At 49.0% G+C, this 19,953-nt stretch carries 17 protein-coding genes; 15 read left to right on the top strand and 2 right to left on the bottom strand.

The window, feature by feature from the left end; genetic code table 11:
* Positions 1 to 54 precede the first annotated feature (54 nt).
* From OCV68_RS01545 to OCV68_RS01530, 4 genes are all read left to right on the top strand, one after another.
* Positions 55 to 2,454, top strand: a complete 2,400-nt coding sequence (locus tag OCV68_RS01545) for a GH36-type glycosyl hydrolase domain-containing protein (protein ID WP_262570256.1) — start codon at positions 55 to 57, stop codon at positions 2,452 to 2,454.
* Positions 2,455 to 2,633: 179 nt separating this feature from the next.
* Complete coding sequence (gene ilvB, locus OCV68_RS01540; protein ID WP_262570254.1) at positions 2,634 to 4,319, top strand: biosynthetic-type acetolactate synthase large subunit; 1,686 nt, start codon at positions 2,634 to 2,636, stop codon at positions 4,317 to 4,319.
* A gap of 173 nt (positions 4,320 to 4,492) precedes the next feature.
* The gene (locus tag OCV68_RS01535) at positions 4,493 to 5,323 is read left to right on the top strand and encodes a prephenate dehydrogenase (RefSeq protein WP_022474326.1); all 831 of its coding nucleotides are present in this window, start codon (positions 4,493 to 4,495) and stop codon (positions 5,321 to 5,323) included.
* Between the two features lie 107 nt (positions 5,324 to 5,430).
* Complete coding sequence (locus tag OCV68_RS01530) at positions 5,431 to 6,066, top strand: formate/nitrite transporter family protein (RefSeq protein ID WP_262570252.1); 636 nt, start codon at positions 5,431 to 5,433, stop codon at positions 6,064 to 6,066.
* Between the two features lie 59 nt (positions 6,067 to 6,125).
* On the opposite strand, the gene OCV68_RS01525 is transcribed toward OCV68_RS01530, so the two are convergent.
* Complete coding sequence (locus OCV68_RS01525; protein ID WP_262570251.1) at positions 6,126 to 6,380, bottom strand: heavy-metal-associated domain-containing protein; 255 nt, start codon at positions 6,378 to 6,380, stop codon at positions 6,126 to 6,128.
* Between the two features lie 182 nt (positions 6,381 to 6,562).
* Between OCV68_RS01525 and OCV68_RS01520 the strand changes: the two genes are divergently transcribed.
* Positions 6,563 to 7,990, top strand: coding sequence for a deoxyguanosinetriphosphate triphosphohydrolase (locus tag OCV68_RS01520; protein WP_394803485.1), 1,428 nt, complete (start codon positions 6,563 to 6,565; stop codon positions 7,988 to 7,990).
* Positions 7,991 to 8,106: 116 nt separating this feature from the next.
* On the opposite strand, the gene OCV68_RS01515 is transcribed toward OCV68_RS01520, so the two are convergent.
* Positions 8,107 to 9,825 (bottom strand): DEAD/DEAH box helicase, encoded by a 1,719-nt coding sequence (locus OCV68_RS01515; protein ID WP_262570250.1) that lies wholly within the window; start codon positions 9,823 to 9,825, stop codon positions 8,107 to 8,109.
* 533 nt (positions 9,826 to 10,358) lie between these two features.
* Here OCV68_RS01515 and OCV68_RS01510 point away from each other — a divergent pair.
* The 10 genes from OCV68_RS01510 to OCV68_RS01465 all read left to right on the top strand — a co-directional run bounded on the left by OCV68_RS01510 (position 10,359) and on the right by OCV68_RS01465 (position 19,952).
* The gene (locus OCV68_RS01510) at positions 10,359 to 11,300 is read left to right on the top strand and encodes an L-lactate dehydrogenase (protein WP_022474334.1); all 942 of its coding nucleotides are present in this window, start codon (positions 10,359 to 10,361) and stop codon (positions 11,298 to 11,300) included.
* Between the two features lie 110 nt (positions 11,301 to 11,410).
* Positions 11,411 to 12,787: a class II fumarate hydratase gene (fumC, locus tag OCV68_RS01505; protein WP_262570248.1), complete on the top strand. Its 1,377-nt coding sequence runs from the start codon at positions 11,411 to 11,413 to the stop codon at positions 12,785 to 12,787.
* Positions 12,788 to 12,807: 20 nt separating this feature from the next.
* A complete protein-coding gene (locus OCV68_RS01500) occupies positions 12,808 to 13,587 on the top strand; it encodes a CoB--CoM heterodisulfide reductase iron-sulfur subunit B family protein (protein ID WP_022474336.1) in 780 nt (259 codons plus the stop codon).
* Between the two features lie 12 nt (positions 13,588 to 13,599).
* Complete coding sequence (locus tag OCV68_RS01495; protein WP_022474337.1) at positions 13,600 to 13,977, top strand: 4Fe-4S dicluster domain-containing protein; 378 nt, start codon at positions 13,600 to 13,602, stop codon at positions 13,975 to 13,977.
* A 15-nt stretch (positions 13,978 to 13,992) separates the two neighbouring features.
* Positions 13,993 to 16,005, top strand: coding sequence for a CoB--CoM heterodisulfide reductase iron-sulfur subunit A family protein (locus OCV68_RS01490; RefSeq protein ID WP_022474338.1), 2,013 nt, complete (start codon positions 13,993 to 13,995; stop codon positions 16,003 to 16,005).
* Positions 15,996 to 16,442 (top strand): hydrogenase iron-sulfur subunit, encoded by a 447-nt coding sequence (locus OCV68_RS01485; RefSeq protein WP_022474339.1) that lies wholly within the window; start codon positions 15,996 to 15,998, stop codon positions 16,440 to 16,442. The genes OCV68_RS01490 and OCV68_RS01485 overlap by 10 nt, the downstream gene beginning before the upstream one ends.
* On the top strand, positions 16,427 to 17,404 hold the full coding sequence (locus OCV68_RS01480) for a 4Fe-4S dicluster domain-containing protein (protein ID WP_147622231.1): 978 nt from the start codon (positions 16,427 to 16,429) through the stop codon (positions 17,402 to 17,404). The genes OCV68_RS01485 and OCV68_RS01480 overlap by 16 nt, the downstream gene beginning before the upstream one ends.
* The gene (locus OCV68_RS01475; protein WP_022474341.1) at positions 17,404 to 18,423 is read left to right on the top strand and encodes a 4Fe-4S dicluster domain-containing protein; all 1,020 of its coding nucleotides are present in this window, start codon (positions 17,404 to 17,406) and stop codon (positions 18,421 to 18,423) included. Before OCV68_RS01480 ends, OCV68_RS01475 begins: the two co-directional genes overlap by 1 nt.
* Positions 18,424 to 18,430: 7 nt before the next feature.
* Entirely contained in the window at positions 18,431 to 19,258 is an 828-nt protein-coding gene (locus OCV68_RS01470) for an FAD/NAD(P)-binding protein (protein WP_022474342.1), read from the top strand.
* 19 nt (positions 19,259 to 19,277) lie between these two features.
* A complete protein-coding gene (locus tag OCV68_RS01465) occupies positions 19,278 to 19,952 on the top strand; it encodes a 4Fe-4S dicluster domain-containing protein (RefSeq protein ID WP_022474343.1) in 675 nt (224 codons plus the stop codon).
* Position 19,953: the final 1 nt, after the last annotated feature.

Here is a 19,953-nt window from a genome sequence, read left to right as displayed (position 1 = left end):
CTTAAATGCGGACGGCATATGAATACTATATTTTATAAGGAGTGTTTAAACCAAATGAATTACGGTCATTTCGATCTTGAAAACAAGGAATACGTAATCACACGCCCCGATACTCCCGCTCCCTGGGCCAACTACCTCGGCGACCCTGAGTACGGCGCTATCATTTCCAACAATGCAGGCGGCTACAGCTTCGTAAAGTCCGGCGCAAACGGAAGAATCATCCGTTACCGCTTCAACTCCGTTGCAGTTGACCAGCCCGGCAGATACATCTACCTGAAGGACGGAGAAACAGGCGACTACTGGTCTGCTTCCTGGTCTCCCGTATGTAAGCCTCTTGACGAATACAAGAGCGAGTGCCGTCACGGTACTGCTTACACCGTTATCACCTCCGAGTACAAGAACATCAAGACTGAGACTACATACTATGTTCCCAGAAATGCTCTGTACGAGGTATGGGCTTCCAAGATCACCAACAACGACACCAAACCCAGAAAGCTTTCCGTAACTGGCTACTGCGAGTTCGTTAACGACAACAACTATGAGCAGGATCAGGTAAACCTTCAGTACACCCTGTTCATCACTCGCACCTACTTCAAGAAGAATTTCATTCTCCAGAAGCAGAACGAGATCTTCAAGAACCCCAACAATGAGCGTTTCCTCGGCGTTGCTAAGGCAGAAGTTTCCGCTTACTGCGGCGACAGAGATTCCTTCGTAGGCGCTTACAGAGGTTATGCTAACCCCAAGGGCATTGAAGAGGGTCTCAAGGGCGACCTTAACTACAACACCAACTCCTGCGGCGCTCTCCAGAGCGATATCGTTCTCCAGCCCGGCGAGACCAAGGAGATCATCTACGTTCTCGGTCAGAGACCTGAGGCAGTTGCTGCTGAGATCATCGCCAAGTACGAGAAGGACGGCGTTGTTGAGGCTGAGATCGCTGAGCTCAAGGAGTTCTGGCACTCCAAGCTTGCTAACCTCAGCGTAAATACTCCCGATGCTGACTTCAACAACATGATAAATGTTTGGAACGCATATAACTGCTTCATCACATTCATCTGGTCCAGAGCTGCTTCCTTCCAGTACTGCGGTCTGAGAAACGGCTACGGCTACAGAGATACCGTTCAGGATATCCAGGGTATCATTCACCTTGCTCCCGAAATGGCTAAGAAGCAGATCGAGTTCATGCTCTCCGCACAGGTAACAAACGGCGCAGGTCTTCCTCTGGTCAAGTATGACCACAAGGCAGGTCAGGAAAATCACCCTGATGAGAATAACCCCAACACCGCATATGCCAAGGAGACAGGTCATCCCTCCTACCGTGCAGATGACGCTCTCTGGCTCTTCCCCACTATTTACAAGTACATCTCCGAAAGCGGCGATATCCAGTTCCTGGATGAAGAGATCCTCTACGCTAACGATGGCGAAAAGGGTACTGTTTACGATCACCTCAAGAGAGCTATCATGTTCTCTATGAATAACCTTGGAAACCACGGTATGCCCGCAGGTCTCCACGCTGACTGGAACGACTGCCTCCGTCTCGGCAAGAAGGGCGAATCCACATTCGTTGCATTCCAGCTGGTTTACGCAGTTAAGATCCTCAGAAGCTATGCAGAGCTCAAGAACGACGCTGAGTACGTTAAGTACCTCGACGAAGTCAAGGCTAAGCTCGATACTATCCTCAGTGCTTGCTGGAACGAGGACAGATGGATCAGAGGCTACAAGGAAGACGGCACCGTTATCGGTCAGAGAACCGATCCCGAGGCTAAGATGTGGCTCAATCCCCAGTCTTGGTCCGTTATCTCCGGATTTGCAAGCAAGGAGCAGGCTGAAAAGGCTATGGACAGCGTTGAAAGAGAGCTTAACACTCCTTACGGCGCAATGGTTATGTATCCTCCCTATGTTGAACACGGATTTGACGGCGCTCTTATGCAGTGCTTCAACAAGTGCACCAAGGAAAATGCAGGTATCTTCTCTCAGCCTCAGGGCTGGCTGATCCTTGCCGAGTCTCTCCTGGGTCACGGCAACCGTGCATACAAGTACTGGAAGGAAGCAGCTCCCGCTACCTACAATGACAATGCAGAGCACAGATGCCTCGAGCCTTACGTTTACGGTCAGTTCGTAGAGGGCAAGGACAGCCCTTATGCAGGCCGTGCACACGTACATTGGCTCACCGGTACAGCTTCCACCGTTATGGTTGGTACTGTTGAGGGTATCCTGGGTATGAGACCCGACGCTTCCGGTCTTAAGGTAGATCCTTCTATCTCCTCCGATTGGGGCAGCTACACTGTTACCAAGACATTCAGAGGCAAGAAGCTCAACATGACCTTCAACAATCCCGATCACGTAGAGAGCGGCGTTAAGGAGATTGTCCTCAACGGCGAAAAGCTTCCCTCCAACCACATTCCTGCTGACAAGCTCAAGGATGTTAACGACATCGTTGTAACTCTCGGCAAGTAATAGGCTGAAATAAATATATGGCTGCTGTGCATGGCATGGCAGCCATTTTTATTTATCATCATAATTTATCCTGTAATATTGCGCAAAATTCCGCTAAAATATTGACAAGAACATTTCAGTGTGGTAAAATACTACTATATGCGCATAATGCGACAAGTTTTTATAAGGGAGATTTTGCAATGCTTCTCAATGGTTCTCAGATACTTCTCGAATGCCTTCTTGAGCAGGGCGTGGATACAGTCTTCGGCTACCCCGGAGGTGCCGTTCTCAATATTTATGACGCACTTTATGATTACAGCGACAAGATAACTCATATACTCACTTCCCACGAGCAGAACGCAGGCCATGCGGCTGACGGATATGCCCGCACCACAGGCAAAACAGGCGTTGTTATCGCCACATCAGGCCCGGGCGCAACAAACCTTGTTACCGCTATCGCAACCGCAAACATGGACAGCATTCCTATGGTGGCTATCACAGGAAATGTCGGCACAAGCCTGCTGGGTCTTGACTCCTTCCAGGAGGTAGATATCACAGGCATCACCATGCCCGTTACCAAGCACAACTTTATCGTAAAGGACGTTCGTGAGCTGGCTGAGACCGTCCGCAGCGCTTTCTTTATCGCAAACGACGGCAGAAAGGGCCCTGTTCTCATTGATATCCCCAAGGACATCACCGCTGCAAAGTGTGAGTTTGAACACAAGGTCCCCGCAGCTCACAGCTACACTGTAAACAACAGTGAGATCGAGGAAGCAGCTAAGGTCATCGCTTCCGCTGAGAGACCTTTCATTTTCGCAGGCGGCGGAGTATGCCTCTCAGGCGCTGAAAAGCAGCTGGCTGAATTTGCGGAGATGATAGACGCTCCCGTTTCCCTCTCACTTATGGGTATGTCCGCATTCGACAACACAAGTGAAAGATATCTTGGTATGCTCGGTATGCACGGCACAAAGGCATCTTCCCTTGCGCTGGTCAACAGCGATGTTATAGTTGTTCTCGGCTCCAGATTTTCCGACCGTGTTACCTGCAGCGCAAAGTCCTTCAAGGAAAATATCAAGAACGCAAAGATTGTACATATCGAGATTGACCCTGCTGAGTTTGACAAGAATATTGAGGTCGATGTTCATGTTCAGGGCGATGTTAAGCTTGCTCTCACCGAAATTATGAAGAAGCTTTCCAAGCAGGATCACCCCCAGTGGATGGCTGATATTGAAAAGTGGAAGAGCGAATATCCTCTCCGTCAGGTATCCGATGACCCCGAGGCAGTTCTCCCCCAGTATGTGCTTGAAACACTGGCAGATATCACCGATTCCAACGCAATAATCACTACAGAGGTCGGTCAGCACCAGATGTGGACCGCCGAGTATTTCCCTTTTAAGAATCCCAAGAGCTTTGCTTCCTCAGGCGGACTTGGCACCATGGGCTACGGTCTGGGCGCTGCCATCGGCGCAAAGGTAGGCAATCCCGACAAGACTGTTGTAAACATTGCAGGCGACGGAAGCTTCTATATGAACATGGCAGAGCTTTCCACACTGGCAAAGTACAATATGCCCGTCATCGAGCTGGTATTCAACAACACGGTTCTTGGAATGGTAAGACAGTGGCAGAGACTTTTCTACAACTGCCATTTCTCCCAGACAACTCTCGAAAAGCCCACTGACTTTGAAATGCTGGCAAAGGCATTCGGTCTTGAGCATGTGGATATCTCCAAGAAGAGCGAAGTCCGTGAGAAGCTGGAGTATGCCGTTACCTGCGGCAAGCCTGTTCTCATCAACTGCCACATTGACAAGGATATCAACGTTCTTCCCATGGTTCCTGCAGGCGCTTCCGTTGCAGAGCCTATACTTGAAATTCAGGTTGACTGCTGATAACTCATATCAAAAGGGACGGCAACACGTCCCTTTTTTATCGCATTCTAAACTTCATTGATTTAAAGCTTTCCAGCTTTTATGCGCAGAAAAGAAATTACTTTGCGTTCATGTATTGTTCAATAATATAGTATATAATGAATGATATAAACCAGCGAAAGGAAGATTTTAAGATGAAAATAGTTGCTGTAGGTCTTGGACTTATCGGCGGATCAATGTGCAAGGCAATAAAAAAGCACACCAATCATCTGGTGGGCGGTATTGATATAGACAGAAAGACCGTTAAAATGGCTCTTTCCCAGAATGCTATCGACTATGAGGCAAAGGACGTTTCCGAGGCGGACGTTACTATTGTTTCCCTCTTCCCCCCTACAATAATCAGCTTCATTAAGGAAAATGCCGACCTTTTCAAGGAGGGCAGCATTGTTATTGATACAGGCGGTATCAAGAAAGCTATCGTTGACGAGGTAACACCAATTCTTGCCGAAAGAGGCGTTACATTTATCGGCGTTCACCCCATGGCAGGCCGTGAGTTCTCCGGCTTTGAGTATTCTCTGGACGACCTTTTCGACAACGCAAGCTTTATCATGACCCCCACCGAAAACACTCCTCAGGAGGAGATAAACCTCATCGAAGACCTGGCACGCTCCATTCATTTCAAGAAAGTTGTAAAGACCACTCCCGAGGAGCATGACCGCATAATCGCTTTCACAAGCCAGCTTGCGCACGTTGTTTCAAACGCATACATCAAAAGCCCCACACATCAGCAGCAGCTGGGATTTTCCGCAGGCTCTTTCCAGGATCTTACCCGTGTTGCAAAGCTCAATGAGGATATGTGGACTCCCCTGTTCATCATGAACAAGGAACCGCTTTGCTTTGAGATAGATTACATCATGGCCCGTCTCGCCGAGTACCGTGACGCTATCGCAAACGAGGATCATGACAGGCTGAGACAGCTTCTCCGTGACGGACGTATTCTCAAGGAAACAACTCCCGTTGACTGATATATAAACATCTGCATTGCTCATTTACAGATTTATATTACCGCAGGAACTTCTTTTATGTTATAATAATATTTAAGTCGTTATAAATTTAAGAAGGGGTAATTGTAATGAAACGTTATGCTGACATTTTTCTCCGTGCGCTTATGACAGGTTTTGCCATTGGCATAGGCGGAGCGGTCTATCTTTCCTGCGATAATAAATATCTGGGAGCATTCCTTTTCGGAACGGGCCTTTTCGTGATACTCAGCTTCGGCTTCAACCTTTTTACGGGAAAAGTCGGATATGCTGTAGTAAACAAGCCCTCGTACATACTTGACCTTATCGTGATATGGCTGGGAAATCTGGCAGGTACTGTGATAATGGGCGGTATGCTTTTATGCACAAGAATTTCGGGTATCGGCGAAAAAGCGGCTGAGATATGCGCCGTAAAATTCAACGATAACCTGCTGAGCATATTCATTCTGGCAATTTTCTGCGGAATGCTCATGTTCATTGCGGCTGACGGCTACAAGCAGATAAAGAATCCTGCGGGTCAGATGCTTGCCATCTTTCTCCCGGTTGTGGTGTTCATTCTCAGCGGATACGAGCACTGCATAGCAAATATGTTCTATTTCACCGTTGCAAAGGTATGGTCACTTAACACAGTGGTATATCTGCTGGTGATGACACTGGGAAATGCAGTGGGCGGTATGTTTATTCCTTTTGTAAGAAAGGGATTTGTTCAGACCGAGGAAAAGAAGTAATAAAAAAGCAAATCGGTATGCATCCAGCAAACTGCATACCGATTTTTTTTATGTCATCATTATTTTCCGAAGCCGAAAAGTCCTTTCTTAACATAAGGCTTTCTGTCTGCTCCCGCAAACTCATAGCCTGCCTTTTCAACGACCTCTTTCAGCTTGTCGTCGGGGATATCCTCCTCGGCAACAATAACAGTCTGAGCCTTTGAGTGGGAAGATGTTACTTTCTTTACCCTAAAGTTATTTCTAACAGCGTCATTTATATGTGTCTCGCACATTCCGCAAGCCATTCCGTTTATTTTTGCAGTTATCTCTACCATAATATGACTTCCTTCCTTTTAAGGTCAGCTCCCGCTAACCTTATAAACTTATTATACGACCAATGGGATAAAATGTCAAGAAAAGTTAGTCTGCTCTTACAACATTCGGCAGTGTATTGCAATTACCGCTGACCTGTGCTATACTGAAAATACCATATAACGACATGAAATGAGGCTATGACATGAAAATGAACTGGAACACTCTCCTCTGCGAAAAGCGCAGACGTGAACACTCTTCAAAGGAAAGCACCGACCTGCGCAGCGAATTTCAGAAGGACTATCACAGAATTATCCAGAGCGCTTCTTTCAGGCGGCTCCAGGATAAAACACAGGTATTCCCGCTGGACAAAAGCGACTTTGTGCGCACCCGTCTCACCCACTCTCTGGAGGTATCATCATTTGCAAAATCACTGGGACATATGATCCTCCAGAACCTTATGGCTCACGGCAGAAAGGACATCACTTCCGAGGTGGAGAGCAACGCCTGCAGTGTGCTTGAATGTGCGGGACTTATCCATGACATCGGCAATCCCCCGTTCGGTCACTTCGGCGAGGATTATATCCGTGAATGGTTCAGAGCAAATCTGCCTAAGATAAAGTTCAAGGGTCAGGAGATAGACAAGCTCCTTACGCCGCAGATGGCAGGCGACTTTTACCATTTTGAGGGCAATGCACAGGCTCTCAGGCTGCTTACAAAGCTCCACTTTCTTGTTGATGAAAACGGCATGAACCTGAATTACACCCTGCTCAACACTATCATAAAATACCCCGTTTCATCGGTGGAAATTGACAAGGACAGCGGAGATATCAGGACAAAAAAGATGGGCTATTATTACGCCGAGCATGATATTTTTAAAGAGATAACCAAAAGCACGGGAGCTGTTGGCTGCCGCCACCCGCTGGCATTTATCCTTGAGGCAGCGGACGACATTGCCTACAAGACTGCCGACATCGAGGATGCTGCGAAAAAGGGCTTCATCACTTATCAGCAGCTTCTTGACGAGTTAAAGTCGGAGCGCTATTGCGGCAAATGCGCAGATGATGGCGAGCGTGCCGAGTATGACAAAGCTGTGGGCAAGCTGGAAAGCTACCTTACATATGCAAAAGACGGCGGCATATCCTCCCCAGAAAAGAACGCCGTTCAGAGGTGGGTCATCTACGTTCAGGGCGTGCTTCTCAGGTGTGCGGCTTTCGGCTTTACCAGCAGCTATGACATGATAATGAACGGCACTTTCGGCAAGGAGATACTGGCAGTCTCCCGTGGAAACGCTCTTGCATATGCACTGGGCGACATTGCGTGCAGATATGTTTTCAAGTCCATACCAATTTACAAGCTTGAAATATCCGCCAGCGTAATATTTGAATTTCTGCTTGACAGGTTCGTGAATGCCGCCGTAAAATTTGACAGCGATGAACCGGCTACCGCCATTGAAAAGCGAATGATATCCCTTGTTTCGGATAACTACATAAGAATTTACCGCTATTATTCCGAGGGAAAGGACGACATCGAAAAGCTGTACCTCAGGCTGCTCCTTGCCACTGATTTTATCTGCGGCATGACCGACAGCTACGCACAGAGGCTTTACCGTGAACTGAATGGAATGGTATAAGTCAGACTTATGCGGATATTTCACAAGCCTATATAAAAACCAAGAGCTGCTGCACAGTGTGCAACAGCTCCTTTTGTTGTATATAATTATTATGTTATATATAATTATATATATTATCAACCCTTGCGGCGATTCTCGTACTTAGGTCTGCCGCCCTTGCCGTGACGGGAGGAGGATTTTCTGCGCTGGTCACGGTAATTTCCTCTTCTCTGGTCACGGTCGTCCTCAAAGCGCTCGGCTCTGCCCTCATAGCGCTTGATGGTTATTTTCTGACCGTTTATCTTTGTACCTGTCATGGAATCGAGAACGTGCTCGGTATCCGCCTCGGGCACCTCAACGGTGGTGAACTTGTCGTAAATATCTATCTTGCCGAAAGACTTTCCGGGCATTCCCGTTGCGTCAACAAGTGCGCCAAGAACGAAGTTCGGAGCAAGCCTGCTGGAACGTCCTGCGGATATCTCCAGCTTGACCTTGCCGCCCTTCTGGTATCTGCCGCCCTTGCCGCCGTTGTCACGGGGAACGGAGATTATTTCGGGAATGTTCTTTGTATCCTTTGAAAGCCTCATTCCCAGCAGTGCAACAGCGATATCCTCGGCGGAAAGTCCGCTTTCCATAAGCTTCTGCACATCTGCACGGCAGCTTTCGTATTTGCCGCTTTCCACTGCGGAAAGTATCTTTTCATTAACATGAGCCGCCTTGCGGGCAACTATCTCGTCTCTGCCGGGAAGCTCTGCACGGGCAATATCAGCCTTGATGAAGGAAGCGATATTTTTCAGCTCATAAAACTGTTTTCTGCCGCTTATAATGGTATATGCAGCACCGCTCTTGCCTGCACGGCCTGTTCTTCCGATACGGTGGATATAATACTCGTTATCCTGGGGAAGATCATAGTTGAAAACGCAGTCAACGCCCTCAACGTCAATTCCTCTTGCGGCAACGTCGGTAGCGATAAGCACGTTGATGCTTCCCGACTTGAATGCGCTCAGCACCTGAGTACGGCTCGCCTGCTTCATATCACCGTGAAGTCCTGCTGCCTTGAAGCCCTTTGACACGAGAGCCTCGGTCAGCTCATCTACCATTTTCTTAGTGTTGCAGAACACCATTGAAAGCTTAGGCTCATATGCGATGAGCAGAAGCTTTAAGGCATCGGTCTTTCTGCCCATGGGCACTTCAAAATATTTCTGCTCGATCGTATCAACAGTTCTTGCCTTGCTCTCCACCTTTATGACAACGGGGTCATTCTGGTATTCCTTGGTGATAGCCATTATTGGAGGGGGCATGGTTGCGGAGAACAGCACTGTCTGGCGCTCCTCGGGGACAAAGGAAAGTATGGTCTCGATATCCTCACGGAAGCCCATATTGAGCATTTCGTCCGCCTCGTCAAGAACGATGGTACAGAGGTTTTCAAGCTTCAGGGTCTTTCTGCCGATGTGGTCCATAACACGGCCGGGAGTTCCCACAACGATGTTTGCGCCACGTCTCAGCTCGGAGATCTGCTTGTCCATAGCAGCGCCGCCGTAAACTGCGCAGGGCTTTACCCACGGCATATATGCGGAGAATTTTTCTATCTCCTTGCACGCCTGCATAGCAAGCTCTCTTGTGGGGCAGAGGATAAGCACCTCAACGCCGTTCTTTCCGCCTCTGGTAACGCTGACTGCGGCGGGGATACCGAAAGCGGCAGTCTTTCCCGTACCTGTGTTTGACTTTCCTACAAGATCCTTTCCCTCCAGCATTACGGGGATAGCCTTTGACTGGATCTCGGTAGCTTCGGAAAATCCCATATCCTCAACGGCTCTGAGAATTTCCTCGGGTAAATTAAGTTCGTTAAAAAGCATATAGTTCCTTTCTGAAATCGGGGATTTATCTGACGCTCAGCCCGACATCAGGCAGGGGCTGCGGTCAATTACTATTTATTATAACACACCGATTATATATTGTCAACGAATTTTAAAGCCGCTTTTTGTGAATTTTGTGCAGACAAGAATATCATTTTCAGACATTTTAATCCATCTTATTCAAATAGGAATTGTTATATTTATCCGATGCCGACGGCATATATCCCTTTTGAAGCATAAAAATCGCTGAAAAATTATGCTTTTGTGCCAAAAATACGATTAGCAAAGGCTAAGCAGGCTGTCAAAAATGTTACACTATCCCAGTCTGTTTGTTAAATTTTTGACAAATTCGGTTTTTATGAATTTTTTCTCTTGATTTTTATTTCAAGTTATGTTAGAATAATATCAACGAGAAAATTCTGTCGTTTTGAGGGTGAAATATCCCAGTCGGCACGGTTTTCAACTGTATGATCGCACGCCTGAAAACGGCGGCTTTACCGAGAAAAATATCTACAGAAAGCGGGAAATGATTTATGAGCAACAAAGTCACTATTATCGGCGCTGGCAGCGTCGGATCTACCATCGCTTATAACATGGTAGTAACCGGTATCGCATCTGAGATCGTTCTGATCGATATCAACGCAAAAAAGGCTGAGGGCGAAGCAATGGATATCCTCCAGGGTGTTCCTTTCTGTTCCCCCGTATCCATCTACGCAGGCACATATGCCGATGCAAAGGGTTCCGACATCGTTATCCTTACATCAGGTATGCCCAGAAAAGCAGGTCAGTCTCGTCTTGAACTTGCTCAGGTAAACGTTGACATCACCAAGACCATAATCCCCGAGATCGTCAAGTACGCTCCTGAGGCTGTTTATATCGTAGTAAGCAATCCTATCGATATCCTCACCTACGTATTCCACAAGTACTCGGGTCTCCCCTCCAACCAGATCATCGGTTCCGGCACAACCCTCGATACCGCTCGTCTGCGTTCCCGTCTTTCCGAGACCTTCAATATCAGCCAGCAGAACGTTCATGCTTACGTATTCGGTGAGCACGGCGATTCCTCTTTCGTTCCCTGGTCCATCGCAAACATTTCCGGTATCCCCATCAACCAGTACATCAACTGCCTCCCCGAGGGCAAGCGTCCCGTTGTTGATTACGCTGAGATCGAGGAATACACAAGAAAGTCCGGCGCTAAGATCATCGCAAGCAAGGGTGCAACATTCTATGCAATCGCTATCTCCGTATGCCACATCTGCAAGTGCCTGTTCAGCGGCATCGACACCACTCTTACCGTTTCCACAATGATGAACGGCGAGTACGGCATCAACGATGTATGCCTCAGCACACTGGCAACAGTTGGCCGCAAGGGTGTTGAGGGCAAGCTCATGGTTCCCCTTACCGATGATGAGATCGTTAAGCTCAGACACAGTGCCGACTGCCTGAAGGACGTTATCCACAACATCAATCTTTAATTTAAAGGACATATTCATGACAGGCGGCAGAGTGTTTTTTTCACTGCCGCCCATAGTCATGTGTGCATATTTAAGTATTTATAAAATCTTTATAAAGGAGTACATACCCAATGGAATACCGTATTGAACACGATTCAATGGGCGAGGTAAAGGTTCCTGCAGACAAGTACTGGGCTGCTCAGACCGAGAGAAGCCACGAGAACTTCCTCATCGGCGTTGGCATCGAGACAATGCCCAGAGAGATCACCAAGGCATTCGGTTATCTCAAAAAGGCTGCTGCAATGGCAAACCACGCTCTCAAGCCTGAGAAAATGACAGATGAAAAGCTTGCTGCTATTTCCGAGGCTTGCGACGAAGTTATCAGCGGAAGCCTGAACGACCACTTCCCTCTCGTTGTATGGCAGACAGGAAGCGGCACTCAGTCCAACATGAACGCTAACGAAGTTATTGCCAACCGTGGAAACGAGATCGCAGGCAAGAAGCTTCTTCACCCCAATGATGATATCAACATGAGCCAGTCCTCCAACGATACCTTCCCCACTGCAATGCACATTTCCGCTGTTATTGCTATTGAGGATAAGGTTATCCCTGCTGTGGATACTCTCATCGAAACCTTCAAGAGACTTGAAAAGGAAAACGAGGGCATCGTTAAGAGCGGCAGAACTCATCTTCAGGACGCTACCCCCATCGCTTTCTCTCAGGAGATCAGCGGCTGGCGCTCCTCTCTCGAAAAGGATAAGAAGCTCCTTGAAATCGCTCTTCCCGAGCTTAAAGAGCTTGCTCTCGGCGGTACTGCCGTTGGTACAGGTCTTAACACCCCCAAGGGCTTTGATGTAAAGGTCGCAGAGGCTGTTTCCGAGCTTACAGGCAAGGATTTCAAGACTGCTCCCAACAAGTTCCACGCTCTTACAAGCAAGGACGAGATCGTATTCGCTCACGGCGCTCTCAAGGCTCTCGCAGCTGATATGATGAAGATCGCCAACGATGTAAGATGGCTGGCAAGCGGCCCCAGAGACGGTCTCGGCGAGATCACTATCCCCGAGAACGAGCCCGGTTCCTCCATCATGCCCGGCAAGGTCAACCCCACTCAGTGCGAGCAGGTAACAATGGTCGCAGTTCAGGTAATGGGCAACGACGTAGCTGTTGGTATGGCAGCAAGCCAGGGCAACTTCGAGCTGAATGTTTTCATGCCCGTATGCGCTTACAACTTCCTCCAGTCCGCAAGACTTCTTGCTGAGTCCATCACTTCCTTCAACAAGAACTGCGCTGTCGGAATCAAGGCAAACAAGGATAAGATGCACCACAACCTTCACAACTCTCTTATGCTGGTAACAGCTCTCAACCCCTACATCGGCTATGAGAACGCCGCTAAGACCGCAAAGAAGGCATTCAAGGACAACATCTCCCTCAAGGAAGCCTGCGTAGAGCTTGGTTTCCTCACCGCTGAAAAGTTTGACGAGGTATTCCACCCCGAACAGATGATATAAAAAACGAAAGGATAAAAGCTATGGTTTACAGTTACTATCCGGGCTGCACTCTGAAAAACAAGGCACAGGACCTTGACAGATATGCCCGTCTTTCCGCACAGGCGCTGGGAATCACGCTTGAGGAAATCGAAAACTGGCAGTGCTGCGGCGGCGTTTATCCGATGGCAAAGGACGAGATCGCTACTAAGCTTTCCTCCGTCAGAGCACTTGCCGACGCCAAAGCACACGGCAGAGACTTAATAACTCTCTGCTCTGCCTGTCATAACGTTCTCAAGCAGGTCAACAATGATATGCTCACCGATGAGGACATCTGCACAAGAGCAAACAATTATCTGAAGCTCGATGAAGAATATCACGGCGAGACCAAGGTAGTTCATTACCTTGAAATGCTCCGTGATGTTGTAGGCTTCGATACCCTGAAGTCCAAGGTGGTAAATCCCCTTACAGGCAAGAAGATAGGCGCTTACTACGGCTGCCTGCTCCTCCGCCCCGGCAAGGTTCTTCAGATGGACGACCCCGAAAATCCCAAGATCATGGAGGACTTTATCCGTGCTCTGGGTGCTGAACCCGTTATCTACCCCATGAGAAATGAGTGCTGCGGCGGTTACGTTTCCATCGAGGACAAGGCTGCTGCCGAAAGCAGAAGAAACATCGTTGCTGCAAGCGCAGCAGGCTTTGAGGCTGAGATGATGATAACTGCTTGTCCTCTTTGTATGTACAACCTTAAGAAGAACGACAGCAACGTTCCCGTTTACTATTTCACCGAGCTTCTCGCTGAGGCTCTCGGCGTAAAGGACTAAGGAGGCACAACGATGGATAAAAAAGAAGAAATCCTCCGCATAAGCGGCGTTAATGTCCGTAAATGTATGCGCTGCGGCAAATGCTCAGGCACCTGCCCCTCCTACGACAAGATGGAATATCATCCTCACCAGTTCGTATATATGGTTGAGTCCGGCAATATCGAGCCTCTTCTCAAGAGCGAGTCACTTTATATGTGTCTTTCATGCTTTGCGTGTGTCGAAAGATGTCCCAGAGGCGTTGAGCCCGCAAAGGTAGTAGAGGCTGTAAGACTTGCGGCTATCAGACAGAAGGGCTGCAACCATCTCAAGGCAAATCAGGTTCCGGAACTTATTGACGAGGATACTCCTCAGCAGCTCCTTGTCAGCGCATTCCGTAAATACAGTAAATAAGGAGGAGAAAAATCAATGCATAGAATAGGCGTATTTGTATGCCACTGCGGTACCAACATCGCTGCTACCGTTGACGTCAAGCAGGTTGCTGAAGCCATGAAGCAGGAGCCCGGCGTAGTCTTCTCCACAGATTATCAGTATATGTGTTCCGAAGGCGGTCAGACAATGATCCAGGATACTATCAGGGATCAGAAGCTCACAGGCGTTGTTGTCTGCTCATGTTCACCCCGTATGCACGAGGCTACATTCAGAAAGGCTGCCGCTAAAGCAGGTCTTAACTCTTACATGGTAGAAATTGCCAATATCCGTGAGCAGTGCTCCTGGATACACAAGGATATCATGTCCGCTACAGAAAAGGCTATAATCCTTGCACGTACAGCAGTTGCAAAGGTTCAGCTCAACGCTCCCCTCATCGCAGGCGAAAGCCCCGTTACCAAGCGTGCCCTCGTTATCGGCGGCGGTATCGCAGGTATGCAGACTGCTCTTGATATCGCTGAGGCAGGCTTCGATGTTGATATCGTTGAGAAGCAGCCCACTATCGGCGGAAAGATGACCCAGATCGACAAGACCTTCCCTACCCTCGACTGCGCATCCTGTATCCTTACTCCTAAGATGGTTGACTGCTCACAGAATGAGAAGATCCACATCTACGCATACAGCGAGGTTGCTGAGGTTTCAGGCTTCGTAGGAAACTTCACCGCAAAAATCAGAAAGAAAGCTCGTTTCGTTGATGCTACCAAGTGCACAGGCTGCGGCGTCTGCACAGAAAAGTGCCCTCAGAAGAAGGTACCCAACGAGTTCAATATGGGCTTCAATAACAGACGTGCCATCTACATTCCTTTTGCTCAGGCAGTTCCCAAGGTCGCTACCATTGACCCCAACTACTGCACAATGCTCAAGACAGGCAAGTGCGGCGTTTGCTCCAAGGTATGCTCCGCTGGCGCTATCGACTACACTCAGAAGGACGAGATCATTGAGGAAAAGTACGGCGCAATCGTTGCCGCTACCGGTTACAACCCCATCAATATCGACAAGTACGATGAGTTCGCATACTCCCAGAGCAAGGACGTTATCACTTCTCTCGAGCTTGAAAGACTTATGAATGCCGCAGGTCCTTCCAACGGTACTCTCGTAAGACCTTCCTACCTCGACAAGCAGGACGACCACAGAGCTCACCCCAAGACCATCGTTTTCGTTCAGTGCGTAGGCTCCAGATCGGACGACGGCTGCGGAAAGCCCTACTGCTCCAAGATCTGCTGTATGTACACCGCTAAGCACGCAATGCTTATCAGAGAAAAATATCCCGATACAAACGTATATGTATTCTATATTGATGTCCGTACTCCCGGTAAGCTCTTCGATGAGTTCTACCGCAGAGCTGTTGAACAGTACGGCGTTCACTACATAAAGGGTATGGTCGGAAAGGTTTCCCCCAGACCTGACGGAAATCTTGATGTTCAGGCATCTGACCTTATCGCTAACGAGCAGCTCCATATCAACGCTGATCTGGTAGTTCTCGCAACCGCTATCGAGCCTGACAAGTCCGCCCGTTCCGTAGCTACAATGCTCAGAGCAAGTATGGATACCAACGACTTCTTCACCGAGGCTCATGCAAAGCTTCGTCCCGTAGAGAGCCCCACAGCAGGCGTATTCCTCTCAGGCGTATGCCAGGGCCCCAAGGATATCCCCGAGACCGTTTCTCAGGCCAGCGCTGCTGCTGCCAAGGTAATCGGACTCCTTGCAAAGGACAAGCTCACAGGCAATCCCTGCGTTGCTCACTCCGACGAGCTTATGTGCAACGGCTGCTCTTCCTGCGAGAAGGTTTGTCCTTACGGTGCTATCACATATTCCGACAAGGAATTCAGACAGCCTGACAGAACAACGGCTATCCGCCGTGTAGCTTCCGTAAACGAGGCTGTATGCCAGGGCTGCGGCGCTTGTACAGTTGCCTGCCCGTCCGGAGCTATGGATCTTAAGGGCTTCTCCAATAAACAGATTATGGCGGAGGTAGATGCAATATGCAAGTAAATGAAAACAAAGAATTCAAGCCTCTGATTGTGGCTTTCTGCTGCAACTGGTGCTCATATGCGGGCGCTGACCTCGCAGGTACCAACAGACTCAACTACCCTGCCGATGTCAAGATCATACGTGTTCCCTGCTCCTGCCGTGTAAACCCCATGTTTATCCTCCGTGCCTTCCAGAGAGGCGCTGACGGCGTTATCATGTGCGGCTGCCACCCCGGAGACTGCCACTACACTTCCGGCAACTACTTTGCAAGAAGAAGAATGACCCTGCTGTTCTCCATGCTCGACTTCATGGGCATCGAGAAGGAAAGAACCCGTGTTGAATGGGTATCCGCTGCAGAGGGTGCAAAGTTCGCCGCTACAATGAACGAGTTCGTTGAGACTGTTACCAAGCTCGGCGAAAACAAGAGATTGGAGGATCTGAGATGCAAGAAGCAGTAATCAAGCGCGCTAAAGAGCTTCTGGCAGACGGCACTGTTAACCGTGTTGTAGGCTGGAAAGCAGGCGAATTTGCTTACGATACCACCCCTGCCGTTTTCACATCGGCTGAGGAGCTGGACGCAGGCTTCATTTACAACGATTTCTGTGCGCCTAACCTTTCAAAGTACCTGGTAAAGGAATCCCGCAAGGAGGGCAAGCTCCTGGTATTCCTCAAGCCCTGCGATACATACAGCTTCAATCAGCTCCTTAAAGAGCACAGGATCCTCCGTGACAACGTTTATATCATCGGCGTTGAGTGCACAGGCAAGGTTGACGCTGATACCGTTAAGTCCAAGGGTATCAAGGGTATCACAGGCATGGAGAGCGACGGCGAGACCGTTACTATCCACACTCTTTACGGCGACAAGACAATGCCCAAGACCGAAACTCTCGGCGACAAGTGCAAGACCTGCAAGAGCAAGAAGCACGTTATTTTCGATGAGATGATCGGAAACGACGGCGAAGTAAATACCGACGGCGCACGCTTTGAGCTTGTTGAAAAGCTGGAAGCAATGACTCCCGACGAGCGCTACAACTTCTGGAGAGGCGAGCTTTCCAAGTGCATCCGCTGCAACGCATGCAGAAATGTATGTCCTGCCTGCACCTGTGAAAACTGCGTATTCGATAACCCCAACTCCGGTATCGCTCAGAGAGCCGCTACCGACTCCTTCGAGGAGAATATGTTCCACCTTATCCGTTCCTTCCACGTTGCGGGCAGATGCACAGACTGCGGCGAATGTACAAGAGTTTGTCCTCAGAACATTCCCCTGCACCTCATCAACCGCAAGTACATCAAGGATATCAACGAATTCTACGGCGATTATCAGGCAGGTTCGGATCTTGAGACCCGTGCTCCTCTTAACGCTTACACATTCGGCGACTGCGAACCCAACATTGTATATAAAAGAGGAGGTAACGAATAATGTTCAAGCTTCCTATAGATAAACTTGACGCACTTTTTGCGGCTGTGGCTTCCGCAAGCACACTTTATCTCCCCGTTGACGGCAATGACGGCAGGGCAAGCTACAAGAAATGGTCCGAGGACACAAAGATGAGCAAGGCTCTCAACACCGTAAGAAGCGCCAAGGATTTCTTCTTCCCCCAGACCCAGAACCTCTGCGACTTCAATGTCAAGGGTCAGAACATCGAGATCATCGACAACAGAACCGAGAGCGAGGATTTCGTAGTATTCGGCGTTCGTGCCTGCGATGCAAGAAGCTTCACCATTCTGGACAAGGTTTTCCTTGCAGACCCTGTTGACAGCTACTATGCTACCCGCCGTGAGCACGGAACCATTGTTACAATGGCTTGCACCGAGCCTGAGGAAAACTGCTTCTGCGGCGTGTTTGGCATCGACGCTGCTGCTCCCGAGGGAGACGCTGCCTGCTGGACCACTGAGAACGCTGTTTACATTCAGGCAAACACCGAAAAGGGCGAGAAGTTCATCGAGTCCGTAAAGTCCCTCCTTACCGAGTGCGGCAGCGAGGCTGTTGACGCTCAGAAGGCTGAGACAAAGAAGATCCTCGAAAAGCTCCCCTTCGCAAATGTTTCCACCGATTATTTCAGAAAGAACACTCTTCTCGATATCTTCAATTCCGATAAGTGGGCAAAGCTTTCCGAGTCCTGCCTTGGCTGCGGAACCTGCACATTCGTTTGCCCCACCTGCCAGTGCTACGATATCAAGGACTATGACACAGGCCACGGTATCAAGCGCTACAGAACCTGGGACAGCTGTATGTACTCCGACTTCACAAAGATGGCTGCCGCCAACTCCAGAAATACCCAGCTCCAGCGCTTCAGACAGCGCTTCATGCACAAGCTGGTTTATTTCCCCGACAACAACAACGGCGAGTTCGGCTGCGTAGGCTGCGGACGCTGCCTGTCCAGATGCCCCATTTCCATGAATATCATTAAGGTCATCAAGAATTTCGGAGAGGAGTAATAAAATAATGCTGAATGAAACTTTGATCCCCAGAATCGGCGTTGTTACTGATATCCGTCAGGATACTCCCGACGTCAAGACATTCAGAGTTGTCGGCACAGACGGAAAGAAGCTCTTTGAGCATATTCCCGGTCAGTGTGCGATGCTCTCTGTTCCCGGTGTAGGCGAGGGTATGTTCTCCATCACCTCCTCCCCCACCAACGAAGAATATATGGAATTTTCCATCAAGAAGTGCGGCTGCCTTACATCATGGCTCCACATGATGGACGTTGGCCAGCAGATCACAGTAAGAGGCCCATACGGAAACGGCTTCCCTGTTGAGACTGACTTCAAGGGCAAGAACCTTCTGTTCATCGCAGGCGGTATCGGTCTTGCTCCTCTGCGCTCCGTTATCAACTATGTACGTGACAAGCGTGAGAATTACGGCACCGTTCAGATCATCTACGGTTCCCGTTCCAAGGACGACCTGGTAGATTATCAGGAGATCATCAACGAGTGGATGGCTGACGACGGCATCGAAGTCAACCTCACCATCGACCGTGAGCAGGAAGGCTGGGACGGCCACGTTGGATTCGTTCCCAACTACGTTAAGGAGCTTAACCCCGACATCACAAAGACTGTTGTAATGTGCGGACCTCCTATCATGATCAAGTTCACACTCGGCGGTCTGAAGGAACTGGGCTTCAACGAGACCCAGGTATTCACTACCATGGAGCTGAGAATGAAGTGTGCGATCGGCAAGTGCGGCAGATGCAACATCGGCAACAAGTATGTCTGCAAGGACGGCCCCGTATTCAGATTTGACCAGCTCAGCGAGCTGCCTAACGAATATTGATTAAGGAGTGAATTTCAAGATGGAAAAAATGGTAAACATCTATCTGTTCGGCAAGCAGTACACAGTTCCTGCAAGCCTTACAATCATGAAGGCTATGGAATATGCCGGATATCAGCTTATCAGAGGCTGCGGATGCAGAAACGGCTTCTGCGGCGCTTGTGCAACTATCTACAGAGTAAAGGGCGATCCCGAGCTCAAGACCTGTCTCGCATGTCAGACCCAGGTTCAGGAAAATATGTACATCGCTACCCTGCCTTTCTTCCCCCTCGTAAAGCAGATCTACGATATAAACAATATCCCTACCACACAGGCTGTTATGATGCAGCTTTATCCTGAGATCTACAGCTGCGTAGGCTGCAATGCCTGCACAAAGGCTTGTACTCAGAAGCTTAACGTTATGCAGTACATCGCATACGCTCAGAGAGGCGATTTCGCTAAGTGCGCAGAAGAGTCCTTTGACTGCGTAATGTGCGGCGTTTGCTCCTCCAGATGCCCCGCAGGCATCTCTCATCCTCAGGTCGGAATGCTTGCAAGAAGAATCAACGGCAAGTACCTTATGCCCAAGTCCCAGCACCTTGAGGACAGAGTTAAGGAGATCCATAACGGTGATTTCAAGGAATTCCTTGACACTCTTATGGCTGAATCTGATGAGCAGCTTCAGGAACGCTACAATAACAGAGATATTGAAAAGTAAG

Origin of the sequence: Huintestinicola butyrica, assembly GCF_025567215.1 — a bacterium.
GTDB classification, from domain to species: domain Bacteria; phylum Bacillota; class Clostridia; order Oscillospirales; family Ruminococcaceae; genus Huintestinicola; species Huintestinicola butyrica.
This window is presented reverse-complemented; position numbering and strand designations above follow the sequence as displayed.